Annotated in this window: 11 protein-coding genes; 4 read left to right on the top strand and 7 right to left on the bottom strand. The window is 68.2% G+C overall.

What is annotated here, in order from left to right:
- The 3 genes from C556_RS19750 (at nt 1) to C556_RS0107700 (ending at nt 1,655) form a co-directional block, all read left to right on the top strand.
- Nucleotides 1-480 (top strand): type II secretion system protein M, encoded by a 480-nt coding sequence (locus tag C556_RS19750; RefSeq protein ID WP_018747665.1) that lies wholly within the window; start codon nt 1-3, stop codon nt 478-480.
- Nucleotides 477-1,199, top strand: coding sequence for a type II secretion system protein N (gene gspN, locus C556_RS0107705; RefSeq protein ID WP_018747664.1), 723 nt, complete (start codon nt 477-479; stop codon nt 1,197-1,199). Before C556_RS19750 ends, gspN begins: the two co-directional genes overlap by 4 nt.
- A gap of 117 nt (nt 1,200-1,316) precedes the next feature.
- Nucleotides 1,317-1,655 (top strand): P-II family nitrogen regulator, encoded by a 339-nt coding sequence (locus C556_RS0107700; RefSeq protein WP_018747663.1) that lies wholly within the window; start codon nt 1,317-1,319, stop codon nt 1,653-1,655.
- Nucleotides 1,656-1,855: 200 nt separating this feature from the next.
- Here C556_RS0107700 and yegS read toward each other — a convergent pair whose 3' ends face one another.
- The 6 genes from yegS to C556_RS0107670 all read right to left on the bottom strand — a co-directional run bounded on the left by yegS (nt 1,856) and on the right by C556_RS0107670 (nt 10,704).
- Nucleotides 1,856-2,755 carry a lipid kinase YegS gene (yegS, locus tag C556_RS0107695; protein ID WP_018747662.1) on the bottom strand — a complete coding sequence of 300 codons (900 nt, stop codon included), beginning with the start codon at nt 2,753-2,755 and terminating at the stop codon, nt 1,856-1,858.
- 206 nt (nt 2,756-2,961) lie between these two features.
- Nucleotides 2,962-5,130, bottom strand: coding sequence for a primosomal protein N' (locus tag C556_RS0107690; RefSeq protein WP_018747661.1), 2,169 nt, complete (start codon nt 5,128-5,130; stop codon nt 2,962-2,964).
- Between the two features lie 382 nt (nt 5,131-5,512).
- The gene (hemE, locus tag C556_RS0107685) at nt 5,513-6,577 is read right to left on the bottom strand and encodes a uroporphyrinogen decarboxylase (protein ID WP_018747660.1); all 1,065 of its coding nucleotides are present in this window, start codon (nt 6,575-6,577) and stop codon (nt 5,513-5,515) included.
- A gap of 53 nt (nt 6,578-6,630) precedes the next feature.
- Complete coding sequence (locus C556_RS0107680; RefSeq protein WP_018747659.1) at nt 6,631-8,352, bottom strand: ABC transporter ATP-binding protein/permease; 1,722 nt, start codon at nt 8,350-8,352, stop codon at nt 6,631-6,633.
- 235 nt (nt 8,353-8,587) lie between these two features.
- A complete protein-coding gene (locus C556_RS0107675) occupies nt 8,588-9,022 on the bottom strand; it encodes a hypothetical protein (RefSeq protein WP_157236013.1) in 435 nt (144 codons plus the stop codon).
- Nucleotides 9,019-10,704, bottom strand: coding sequence for a glutamine--tRNA ligase/YqeY domain fusion protein (locus C556_RS0107670; protein ID WP_018747657.1), 1,686 nt, complete (start codon nt 10,702-10,704; stop codon nt 9,019-9,021). The genes C556_RS0107675 and C556_RS0107670 overlap by 4 nt, the downstream gene beginning before the upstream one ends.
- A 209-nt stretch (nt 10,705-10,913) precedes the next feature.
- Between C556_RS0107670 and C556_RS0107665 the strand changes: the two genes are divergently transcribed.
- Nucleotides 10,914-11,483, top strand: coding sequence for a DUF1282 family protein (locus C556_RS0107665; protein WP_018747656.1), 570 nt, complete (start codon nt 10,914-10,916; stop codon nt 11,481-11,483).
- A 164-nt stretch (nt 11,484-11,647) separates the two neighbouring features.
- On the opposite strand, the gene C556_RS0107660 is transcribed toward C556_RS0107665, so the two are convergent.
- Complete coding sequence (locus C556_RS0107660) at nt 11,648-12,889, bottom strand: uracil-xanthine permease family protein (RefSeq protein ID WP_018747655.1); 1,242 nt, start codon at nt 12,887-12,889, stop codon at nt 11,648-11,650.
- Nucleotides 12,890-12,908: the final 19 nt, after the last annotated feature.

Here is a 12,908-nt window from a genome sequence, read left to right as displayed (position 1 = left end):
ATGAATCCGTTCGTCCAACGTCTCCGCCAGTTCTGGTTGCAACGCAATCCCCGTGAACGCCTGTTCCTCGCTGCCTGCGGCACGGTGATCGCGGTGGCCCTGTTCTACGCGCTGCTGTGGCAGCCGGCGGTGGACGGTCGCGCGCGCCTGCAGAAACAGTTGCCGCGCCTGGAGGCCGATCTGGCCGAAATGCAGCGCCAGATCGCCCTGCTCAAGGGTGCCCCCGCCGCGGGCGCAGCCGCCGAGGGCGATCTGCGCAGTGCGGTGCAGGCAGTGACCGGCGCGGTCGGCATCAAGGCCGATCTGCGCGCCCTGCCCGGCCAGCGCGTGGCGGTCGACGCGCCCGACCTGCCGTTCCCGCAGGTACTCGAATTGCTCAGCGCGGTGCGGCGCGATGCCGGCGCCCGCATCGTCAAGCTGGATGCCAAGGCCACCGGCGCGCCGGGCCGGGTGTCGCTCAACCTGGAAGTACAACGATGAAGCGGCGCGTCTCCCGCATCGGCTGGCTGTTCTTCGCGCTGCTGCTCTGTTTCGCCGTGGTGCGCCTGCCGGCGACGCTGTTCGCCGGACAACTGCCCAAGCCGTGGCAGGCCGGTCTGGTGGAAGGCACGCTGTGGCACGGCCGCATCGGCCAGTTGGGCGTCAATGGCATGCAGCTGTTGCAGGACGTGCGCTGGGATTGGCAGCCCGCCGCCTTGCTGCGCGGCGATCTGGCGTGGCAGGTGAATACCCGTTACCGCGAGCAGCAGGGCACGGCCCGCGTGGCGGCCGGGCTGGGCGGCCTGCGCGCCGAGGCGGTACGCCTGCAACTGCCCGCCGCGCCGTTGTTCTCGCTCGACAAGCGCCTGGCCGGCGTGCAGCTCGGCGGCGACCTGGACATCAGCGCGCCCAAGGTGTCGCGCGACGCCTGGAACGGCGCGGTGGTGCAATGGCTGCGCGCCAATTCGATGCTCACGCCGCGGGTCAATCCATTCGGCGACTACCGCATCACCCTGGGGCGCGACGGGCAGGCGCTCACCTGGCAGATCGCCCCCACCGGCGGCGTGCTGGCGATCAACGGCCAAGGCAAGGTGGACGGCAAGGGCCCCAGCGGTGCCCTCACCTTCACCCCGGCGTCGGGCCAGGAAGGCCAGTTCGCGCCGTTGCTGAACCTGATGGGCGGCAGCGGCAACAGCCGCACGCTGACGCTGGGCCGCTGAGCGTATTCGAAAATGCCGATTGCCAAGCCCGCCCGGGGCGGATAAACCGATCATTGCGGCAGCCGGTCGCGCGATCTCGCGAGGGCGCCGCAAGCATTCGTTGACGAGGATTCCACCATGAAGAAGATCGAAGCCATCATCAAACCGTTCAAGCTCGACGAAGTGCGCGAGGCGCTGTCCGACCTGGGCATCTCCGGCCTGACCGTGCTCGAGGTCAAGGGTTTCGGCCGCCAGAAGGGCCACACCGAGCTGTATCGCGGTGCGGAGTACGTGGTCGACTTCCTGCCCAAGACCAAGGTCGAAGTGATCCTGGCCGACGATCAGGTGGAAGCCGCGATCGAGGCCATCGTGCAGGCGGCGCGCACCGGCAAGATCGGCGACGGCAAGATCTTCGTCACCCCGGTGGAGCACGTGGTGCGCATCCGTACCGGCGAGACCAACGAAGAAGCCATCTAAGAGCGGCTAACAAAACCCTCCTGGCGGCGTCGCGCGGGGGCGCCGAGCCTCACTTGCCGTACGCCGTGTACTGTCTGCGTTTCACGCTCCTTGCCAGGACCGCTTCGCTGGGTTTTGTTAGCCGCTCCAGGCGCCTGTTCAAGATCTTTTCGCGGCAGCGTTCGCCACGCCGCATCCAGCCCGGCCTCGGCCGGGCTTTTTCATGGCTGGCCCAGCAACGGGCTGTCGGGCGGCAGACGCAGCCGCAGCGCGCCCGGCACCACCTCGATGCGGAAGCGCGTGCCCGCCAGTGGCTCGCCGTCCAGGTTGAGCCGGATCTCGCGCGGCGCTTCCAGCGTCAGCCACGGCAACTGCGCACCGACCACCCGCTCGGCCTCGTCCCCCACCAGCAATCCTTCCAGCAAGGCCGGCAATAGCTCGCCGCCGGCCAGGATGCGCAGGTCGAGCAGCCCGTCGTCGAGCCGGGCCTGCGGGCACAGCCGGTGTCCGCCGCCGGCCTGCACCCCGTTGCCGATCGCCAGCGCCAGGAAGTCGCCCTCCCACTGGAAATCCGGCCCTTCGATGCGCACCTGCTCGGCTTCGATGGCATTGAGGCGCTTCAGCCCGGTCAACAGATAGGCAAACGGCCCCAGCGCCGATTTCTGCTGTTCCGGCGTATCCAGCGTCACCTGGGTGCCGAAGCCGCCGGTCGCCATGTTGACGAAGGCGCGGTCGCCGACCCGCGCGGCGTCGATGGCGCGCGGCTCGCCCAGCAGCGCCAGCCGTAGCGCTTCGGGCAAGGCCAGCGGCAACGCGGCGCCGCGTGCGAAGTCATTGGCCGTGCCCAGCGGCAGCAACCCCAGCGGCGGACGGGCGGCGGCCTCGTGCGCCAGCAGGGCCGTGGCGACTTCGTTCAAGGTGCCGTCGCCCCCGCCCGCGATCAGGTTGGCCGCGCCGTCGGCCAGTGCCTCGGCCACATAGCGCGCCGCGTCGCCGCCCTCCCAGGTGACGCGCACTTCCAGCGCGTGCCCGGCCTGGCGGGCCAGGGCCACCGCGTCGCGCAATTCGGGCGCGAGCGCGGCCTTGCCGTTGACGATCAGACGATGGAGCGGTGCGGTCATGGCGATCCGTAATGAGTGGTCCTGGCGATCAGATATACGATCGGCGGCGCGTTTATCCAAGCAAGCAGATGCACGTGAACCCTCGACGCCCGGCGTGGTCGCGCCCGCGCAACGCCGCAACGCCCGCCTGGCACGCGGGGCGCAGCCGCGTCTCTCCGACCAAGACGCAGTGCCCGGCATGCCGAGCGGCCAGACTGGCCGAACGCTCAGAATTCCTGCGGATCGACGTCCAGCGCCCAGCGCACGCCGCGCGGCGGCGCCTCGGCCAGATGCTGCGCCAGGAAGCGCAGCGCCGCCTGCAACGGTGCGCGGCCGCTGGCGCTGAGCACCACGTGGGCGCGCTCCCAGCCCGCCTTGCGCGCCAGCGCGGCGGGCACTGGGTCGGCGACGTGGACAGCGCTGCCCGCCAGCAGCGCCTTGGTTTCGCGCAGGAAGGCCAGCGCGAGCTGCAATTGCCTGGCCTCGGCGCGCAGCACTGCCCAGGCGGCATAGGGCGGCAAGGCCAGCGCGCGGCGTTCCTGCAACTGGCCATCGGCGAAGGCGGCGTAGTCGCCGGCCAGCAGCGCCGCGTAGAACGGGTGGTCGGGGTAATGCGTCTGCACCAGCACCCGCCCCGCGCGGTCGGCGCGGCCGGCGCGGCCGGCCACCTGGAGCAGCTGGGCGAACAACCGTTCCTCGGCGCGGAAGTCGGCGCTGAACAGGCCGCCGTCGGCGTTGAGCACCACCACCAGCGCCAGGCCGGGAAAGTCGTGACCCTTGGCCAGCATCTGCGTGCCAACCAGCAGATCGGCCTCGCCGGCGTGCACCCGGCGCAGCATCTCGCCCAGCGCGCCCTTGCGGCGGGTGCTGTCGCGGTCGATGCGCAGCAGGTTGGCGTCGGGGAACAGCGTCTCCAGCACCGCCTCCACCCGCTGCGTGCCGTGCCCGACCGGCTTCAGGTCGTGGTTGCCGCAATCCGGGCAGGCGGGCGGCACGCGCTCTTCGTGCCCGCAGTGGTGGCAGCGCAGGCGGCGCTCGGTCAGGTGCAGCACCAGCCGGGCCGAGCAGTGGCGGCACGACGACATCCAGCCGCATTCCTGGCACGACAGCACCGGCGCGTAGCCGCGCCGGTTGACGAACACCAGCGCCTGCCCACCCGACGCCAGCGTGTCGCGCAGCGCGCCCAGCACGGTGTCGGAGAAGCCGTCGGTCAAGCGCTGGCGCTGGGTCGGCACCAGTTCGACGGCGGGCGGCCGGGCGCCGCTGACGGCGCGTTCGGTCAGCCGCAACAGGCGATAGCGGCCGTCGCGCGCGTTCTTCCAGCTTTCCAGCGACGGCGTGGCCGATCCCAACAACACCGGCACGTCGCGCAGCCGCGCCCGATAGATCGCGGCGTCGCGCGCCGAGTAGCGGAATCCCTCGGCCTGGCGGTACGAGGCGTCGTGCTCCTCGTCGACCACCACCAGCCCCAGCCGCGGCAGCGGGGCGAACACCGCCAGCCGGGTGCCGAGCACGATGCCGGCACGGCCTTCGGCGGCGTCCAGCCAGTGGCGCACGCGCTCGCCGTCGGCCAGCCCGCTGTGCAGGCTGACGATGTGCTCCTGCGGGAAGCGCGCGCGGAAACGTGATTCCAGCTGCGGCGTCAGGTTGATTTCGGGCACCAGCACCAGCGCCTGCCGGCCGCGCCGCCGCACCGCTTCGATGGCGCGCAGGTAGACCTCGGTCTTGCCGCTGCCGGTGATGCCGTACAGCAGCCACGGCTGAAAACCTTGCGGCGCCGCCACCGCATCCACCGCCGCCTGTTGCCCGGCGTTCAGCGCGGGCGACGCGGCCGGCGCCACCTCGGCGTCCAGCGTCGGCGCCGCGGTGCGCACCACCCATCCGGCGGCGATCCAGTCGCGCAGCCAGCGCATGGCGTCGCCGGCCACCGCGCGGATCGTCTCCACCCGGCGCGGCTGCGCCAGCAGCTCGGCCAGCGCGCGCTGCCTGGCGGCGCGCGGCGACAGCGTGGCCAGCAATGCCGCCGGATCGGGCGCGACATAGGCGCCGGCGTCCTCGTGGCCCGGCCAGGGTTTGGGCTGGCGGAACGCGCCGGGCAGCGCGGCGGCCAGCACGGCGCCCAGCGGATAGGCGTAGTAGTCGGCGCAGAAACGGCACAGGTCGAGCACGTCGTCGGGCAAGGCCGGCATGTCGGCGGGCACGTCGAGCACGTCGCGCACCGTGGCGACGTCGGGTGCGGTCTCGCCCAACGCCAGCACCACGCCGGACAGCACCTGGCGCCCGAACGGGACGATCACCCGCTGCCCCACCGCCACCTGTTGCATGCCGGGCAGGCGGTAATCGAAGACGCGCGGCAGGGGGACGTCGAGGGCGACGGTGGCGAAGCGTTCGCTCACCGCGTGCCTCCGATCGGCCCGGACGCGATGTAAGTCTCAACGGAAAAACGGCGTAGGAATCGCATGCGGCGCGATGGTTCCGTCAGGATGACAACTACCCACAGCTCTTGTGGATAACTTTGTGAGCAATCTGGCGATATCCGCCCCCAACCCTTGGTTTCTCGGGCAGGGGGCTAGATTGCCTATTTTTTAAACCAAATAAAAATATTGTTTTAATTCAATTGGTTAACAAAACACCCAATTCATGGCGTGGTTTTTTGCCTGACAGCTTGACAACCGCCACAAAGCCTTGGGCCCGTTGTGCATAACTTACTGTCGGAACCGCGAGCGCCACGCTAACAAGGGGTGGTAAACCGTTGTTTTCGCTGGCTCTTGGCCGCCCTCAGGCGTGATACGGACGCGAATGGCGATGCACGGCCTCGACCAGCGCCGTCACGTGCTCGGGCGGGGTGTACTGGTTGATGCCGTGGCCCAGGTTGAACACGTGGCCGCCGCCATGGCCGTAGTCGGCCAGCAGGCGCGCCACTTCGGCGTCGATCGCCTGCGGGTTGGCGAACAGTGCGTTCGGGTCGAAGTTGCCTTGCAGTGCCACCCGGTCGCCGACGCGCTGGCGCGCCTGCGCCAGGTTCATGGTCCAGTCCAGGCCGATGGCGTCGCAGCCGATGGCGGCGATGTCCTCCAGCCACAGGCCGCCGCCCTTGGTGAACACGATCACCGGCACGCGACGGCCTTCGGCCTCGCGCGTCAGTCCGGCGACGATGCGCTGCATATAGGCCAGCGAGAACTCCTGGTACTTGCCGTAGGCCAGCGCGCCGCCCCAGGTGTCGAAGATCTGCACCGCCTGGGCGCCGGCGGCGATCTGGGCGTTGAGGTAGTCGGTGACCGCGCGGGCGTTGATGTCGAGCACATGGTGCAGCAGCGCCGGGCGGTCGTACATCAGCGTCTTGACGCGGCGGAAGTCGCTGGAGCCACCGCCTTCGATCATGTAACAGGCCAGGGTGAACGGGCTGCCCGAGAAGCCGATCAGCGGCACGCGCCCGTCCAGCGCGTGGCGGATGCTGCGCACCGCGTCGGTCACGTAGGCCAGTTCGGTGCCGACATCGGGCACCGCCAGCGCGCGGATGGCGGCTTCGTCCTGCAATGGCCGTTCGAACTTGGGACCCTCGCCTTCGGCGAAGTACAGCCCCAGCCCCATGGCGTCCGGCACGGTCAGGATGTCGGAGAACAGGATGGCGGCGTCCAGCGGGAAGCGTTCCAGCGGTTGCAGCGTCACCTCGGTGGCCATTTCGGGCGACTTGCACAGTTGCAGGAAGGAACCGGCGCGTTTGCGGGTGGCGCAGTACTCGGGCAGGTAGCGCCCGGCCTGGCGCATCAGCCACAGGGGGGTGTAGTCGGTGGGCTGACGCAGCAAGGCGCGCAGGAAGGTATCGTTCTTGAGTTGGGTCATGGGGATATCCGGAAGCGTGGCGCCCGCCCGCGGCGGGCGCCGGTCGCCGACGCTCAGGCGAGCGCCCAGCGGCCTTCGCCCTCGCAGTCGAGGAAGCGGTTGTGGAAGACCTTCAGCGAGGAACGGTGGCCCACGCTGATCATGATGCTGTCCGGCAGCGCCGCCAGCAGCGCGCCGTACAGCAGTTGTTCGGTGTCCTCGTCGATGGCCGAGGTGGCTTCGTCGAGCACCAGGAAGGCCGGGCGATGCAGCAGCGCGCGGGCGATGGCGATGCGCTGCTGTTCGCCCAGGCTGAGCACGTGCGCCCAATGGTCGGTATCGTCCAGCCGGGCGACGAGGTGCCCCAGCCGCACCTGGATCAGCAACCCGCGCAGCAGTTCGGTATCGCCGGCGCGCTCGTGCGGGTACGACATGGCGTCGCGCAAGGTGCCCAACGGCATATAGGGCCGCTGCGACAGGAACAACACGCCACCGTGGCGCGGGATGGCGGTGTCGCCCTGCGCGAACGGCCAGATGCCGCCCAGCACGCGCAGCAGTGTGCTCTTGCCGACGCCGGACGCGCCGCGCACGAGCAACCGCTCGCCGGGCACCAGCGACAAGGCGAGATCGGTCAGCAGCGGGGTGCCGTCGGGCTTGCTCACGGCCAGCCCGCGCACCGTGGCGTTGACGGGCGCGTCGGCCGGGGTCAGCACCGGCAGTTTTTCCATATCGGCCATGCCCTGCTCGAAGGTGGCCAGACGGTCGATGATGGCCTTCCAGGCCGCCAGCGAGTAGAAGCTGGCGATGACGAATTCGAGCGCGTCGTAGACCTCGCGGAAGGCGTTGCTGATCTGCATCACCACGCCGAAGTCGATGGCCTTGGCGAAGTAGCGCGGTGCGGCGACGATGAACGGGAAGATGATGGCGAGCTGGCCCCAGAACGAGGTGAACCAGGTCAGGCGCTTTTGCATGCGCATGATCTGCCAGTAATTGGTCACCACCCGCATCAGCCGCAGACCCAGGCGCTGGTCCTCCTGGCTTTCGCCGCGATAGAGCGCGATCGATTCGGCGTTCTCGCGGATGCGCATCAGCGAGAAGCGGAAATCCGCCTCGCGTTGTTGCTGCACGAAGTTCAGCCCCACCAGTGGCTTGCCGATCAGGATGGTGATGGCGGTGCCGACCAGCGCGTAGAGGATCACCACCCACAGCATGTAGCCCTCGATGACCCAGTCGCTACCGGCGAAATGGAAGCGCAGCGGGCCGGACAGCGCCCACAGGATGGCGACGAACGAGACGAAGCTCACCACCGAGCGCAGCAGGCCCAGCGACAGCCCCAGGGTGGTGGAGACGAAGTCGCGCACGTCTTCGGCGATCCGCTGGTCGGGGTTGTCGGTCTGCCGGTCGACCAGTTGCATGCGGTAGTAGCCCTGGTTCTCCAGCCAGCGCCGGTTGAAGCGCTCGGTCATCCAGCGGCGCCATTTCACGTCCAGCATCTGCCGCAGGTACTGCGCATATACCCCGGTCAGAATCCAGAAGAACGCCAGGATGCAGAACCGCCACATCTGCGCCCAGAACTCCTTGGCGTCGTAGCCCTGCATGGCGCGGTAGAACTTGCCGTACCAGTCGTTGAACTGGACGCTGAGGTAGACGATGCCGAGGTTGAGGCCGATCACCAGCGCCAGCAGCGCCCAGGCCTTCCACTTTTCCTCGCTGACCCAGAACGGCTTGGCCAGGCGCCAGAGGTTCTTGAACAGGTCGCGCTTGCGGATGCGCGGCGCGGACGGTTGCTGATCCATCTTCGCTTCTCGCTGGGTTGGCGCCCCTCGGTCTACGCCGGGGTGCTTTTCGGAATGAAACGGTGGGTATCAAGAGCGGCTGACAGAACCCAGCGTAGCGGTTCTGGCAAGACGCGCGAAACGCAGACAGTACAAGATGTACGGCAAGTAAGCGCGCCGCCGCCAGAAGGGTTTTGTCAGCCGCTCCACACGCGATGACGCCGGAGCGGGGCTCCGGCGTCATCGCCGCGAGGCGTTACTTGCAGGGACGCTGGGTCCAGCCCTTGCCGCCGCGGCGGCATTGCCAATCCTGGCGGGCATGGTCGATCACCCAGGCGTGGGCGGCATCGTCGAAGGCCAGCTTGAACTGGAAGCGCTGGGTGGCGACCGAGTCGTCCGTCAGGCCCTTCATCTGCACTTCGAGGCCGACGTGCTTGAAGTCCTCGCCCTTGGACTGCTGGGCGATGCGCAGTTCGCGGTAATCCGCCACGCCGTATTCGTCGGCGACGCGATCCTTCAGGTAGCGGTAGGCGACCTCCACCGGCGTCTGTCCCGGCTCGCCGCGATGGATCACCGGCGTCGGGGCCAGGATGGCGGTCGCCTCGGCGACGGCCGCTTCATCCGCCGCCAGCACCACGCCGGCCAACGACGCGGCGAGCATGCCGCCGACCATAGCTTGCAACAACGTCATGCCTGCTCCTTGGCCCAAGAATCCTTGAGCGTGACGGTACGGTTGAACACCAGCCGCTCGCCCGGACGATGGTCGTGGCGGTCGGTCACGAAATAACCCAGGCGCTCGAACTGGTAGCGCGCCTCGGCCGGCAGTTCGCGCGCCACCGACTCGACATAGGCAGTCACGGTGGTGAGCGAATCGGGATTGAGGAACTGCTTGAAATCGAGGTATTCGCCATCGTCGCCGCGCACCGCGTCGGGGCGCGGCACGGTGAACAGGCGGTCGTACAGGCGCACTTCGGCCGGCACGGCGTGCGCCTGGCTCAGCCAGTGGATCACGCCCTTGACCTTGCGCCCCACCGGGTTCTGCCCCAGCGTGTCGGGGTCGATGCTGCACTTCAGCTCGATCACCTTGCCGTCGGCGTCCTTGACCACTTCGTCGCACTTGATCACGTAGGAATAGCGCAGGCGAACCTCGCCGCCCGGCGTCAGGCGCTGCCAGCCCTTGGGCGGCACTTCGGCGAAATCGTCGCGCTCGATCCACAGCGTGGGGCCGATCGGCACCTCGCGCTCGCCGAACTCGGGGTGGTGCGGGTGGAACGGCGCGCTACGCGAGCCGGTGCGGCCTTCCTCGTAGTTGGTCAGCGTGACCTTGAGCGGATCGAGCACCGCCATGATGCGCGGGCTGGCTTCTTCCAACGCCTCGCGCACCGCGCCTTCCAGCACGCTGAAATCCACCACGTTCTCGGACTTGGACACGCCGACGCGGTTGGCGAACAGGCGCAGCCCTTCGGGCGAGTAGCCGCGACGACGCATGCCCGAGACGGTGGTCATGCGCGGATCGTCCCAGCCGCCGACCAGCCCTTCGCGCACCAGCTGCATCAGCTTGCGCTTGGAGGTGATGGTGTACAGCAGCTCCAGCCGCGAGAACTCGATCTGCTGCGGGTGGGCGGGAATGGTGATGTTGTCCAGCACCCAGTCGTACAGCGGGCGGTGGTCTTCGAATTCCAGCGAGCACAGGCTGTGGGTGATGCCTTCCAGCGCATCCGAGATGCAGTGGGTGTAGTCGTACATCGGGTAGATGCACCAGTCGTCGCCGGTGCGATGGTGATGCGCGCGCTTGATGCGGTAGATCACCGGATCGCGCAGGTTCAGGTTGGGCGAACCCATGTCGATCTTCAGCCGCAGCGTGCGGCTGCCGTCGGGGAACTCGCCCGCCTTCATCCGGCGGAACAGGTCGAGGTTCTCCTCGACGCTGCGGTTGCGGTAGGGGCTGTCCTTGCCCGGCTTGACGAAGTCGCCGCGGTACTCGCGCATCTGCTCGGGCGTCAGTTCGCAGACGAACGCCTTGCCGGCGCGGATCAGCTCCTCGGCGTAGTCGTACAACTGCTGGAAGTAATCGGACGCGAAGCGGGTCTGGCCCTGCCAGGCGAAGCCCAGCCATTTCACGTCGTCCTGGATCGCCTGGACGTACTCGTCCTCTTCCTTCTCGGGATTGGTGTCGTCCATCCGCAGGTTGCAGTTGCCCTGGAAATCCTGCGCCAGGCCGAAGTTGATGTTGATCGCCTTGACGTGGCCGATGTGCAGGTAGCCGTTGGGCTCCGGCGGGAAACGGGTGACCACCTCGCTGCGCTTGCCGCTGGCGAGGTCGGATTCGATGATGTGGCGGATGAAATTGCTGGCCGGTGCTTCGTTGCTCATGAGGAACGCGGTGACAGGTCGAAAGAATGCGATTGTAGCGGAAAGCCCGCGGCGGAACCTCCCGCGCCGTTGGTCATGCCGGCTGAATTCGAGAATGCAAACCAGTCTAAACAACACAGAAACGGCCGCCACGCGCCGGCCGCCGACCAGGGAGCGCAATCCGCACGCCGGCGCCCCGCCCCATGGGCGGCCCGGCCAGGAGTGGACCGATGAAACTGGCTGACTATTCGCAGATGTTCGTGTCCTACCACGAGGGCTGGGACCAGCTCGTCGCCGCGCACCCGGATCGCAAGGCGGTGTTCTACAAGCTGGTGCTGCCGCTGTCGATGATCCCCGCCTTCATGATCCTCTACGCCGGCACCCTGTACGGCAGCTACTACGCGCCGGTGCTGTCCGAGGCCGGCTGGGTGCTGCTGGCGGCGATCTTCCTCGCCGCCGAACTGGGCACCGTGGCACTGATGGGCTGGGTGATCCAGCAACTGGCGCTGCGGCACACCGGCAACGGCTACGATGGCGGCTTCCTGCTGGCCGCCGTGTCGGCGGTGCCGATGTGGCTGTCGTCGCTGACCCTGTTCGTCCCCAACCTGACTTTCAACATGGTGTGCGCGGTGCTCGGCCTGCTGGCCGCCTGCGCGCTGGTCTACCACGGCGTGCCGACCATGGCCGGCCACGAGCGGCGCGAGGACGTGCGCGACATGACCTACCTGGTGATGTGGATCGGCGTGGGCAGCTGGGCCATTCTCAGCATTCTGGTGCTGCTGCCGATGCTGGGGCGCTGAGCGCCGCCAGCAAAGCCCTCCTGGCGGCGCAGTGTTCACTTGCCGTACCAACGTACTGTCTGCGTTCACACTGCTTGCCAGGACCGCTGGCGCGGAACCGCGCCGATCGGGTACCCACAAAAAAAGCCGCCCCTCGGGGCGGCTTTTTGGTGGCACGGGCTGGATCAGATGTCCTGGCCCTCGACGATGCCTTCGTGATGCTTGTCGGCCGGCAGGATCAGGTTCAGCACGATGGCCAGCACGCTCACCAGGCCGACGCCGGCCAGGCTGAAATCGCCCAGCTTGAGCGTCAGGCCGCCGATGCCGCAGGTGAGCACCACCGCGACGATCACCAGGTTGCGCGGCGCCATCAGATCCACCTTGGCGTCGATCAGCGTCTTCAGGCCGATGCTGGCGATGGTGCCGAACAGCAGCACCATGATCCCGCCCATCACCGGCAGCGGAATCGACGTCAGGATGGCGTTGAACTTGCCGAAGAACGCCAGGATCACCGCCAGCACCGCCGCCCAGCTCATGATCACCGGGTTGAAGTTGCGGGTGATCATCAGCGCGCCGGTCACCTCGGAATAGGTGGTGATGGGCGGGCCGCCGATCAGGCCGGCGAAGCATACGCCGATGCCGTCGCCCGACAGCGTGCGATGCAGGCCGGGCTTGACGGTGTAGTCCTGCCCCGTGACCTTGCCCACCGCCATCACCGCGCCGATGTGCTCGATGGTCGGGGCGATCGCCACCGGCAGCAGGAACAGCGCCGCCGCCCAGCTCACCTCGGGCTTGACCCAGTTCGGCGCGGCGAACCACGGCGCCGCGGCGATACCGGAGAAATCGACCACGCCCAGCAATGCCGCCACCACGTAGCCGACGATCACGCCGGACAGGATCGGCACCAGCCGCAGCATGCCGCCGGCGAACACCGCCACCACGATGGTGGTGGCCAACGAGATCGCCGCCAGCAGCATCGAGGTCTGGTACGGCACCAGCTGCTGGCCGCCGCCCTGCCCCATCGCCATGCCCGACGCGGCCACCGCCACCGACAGGCCGATGACGATGATCACCGGGCCGATCACCACCGGCGGCAGCAGCCGGTGGATGAAGCCCATGCCGCGCCACTTGATCAGCCCGGCGATCACGAAATACATGAAGCCGGCACAGAACAGGCCGAACTGGGTCGCCGCCTGGCCCCAGGTGTGCATGGCGACGATGATCGGCGCGATGAAGGCGAACGACGAACCGAGGAAGATCGGCACCTGCCGCCCGGTCAGCAATTGGAACACCAGCGTGCCCACCCCCGCCCCCAGCAGCGCCATCGCCGGGTTCAGGCCGGTGAGCAGCGGCACCAGCACCAGCGCGCCGAAGGCGACGAACAGGATCTGCGCCCCCGAGATCGCCGTTTTCAATGTTGCGAACATCTCGACTCCCCTTGTTTAG

Source organism: Chitiniphilus shinanonensis DSM 23277 (assembly GCF_000374805.1).
Classification (GTDB): domain Bacteria; phylum Pseudomonadota; class Gammaproteobacteria; order Burkholderiales; family Chitinibacteraceae; genus Chitiniphilus; species Chitiniphilus shinanonensis.
The sequence above is the reverse complement of the archived record's forward strand: the minus strand, read 5'-3'. Positions and strand labels throughout refer to the sequence as shown.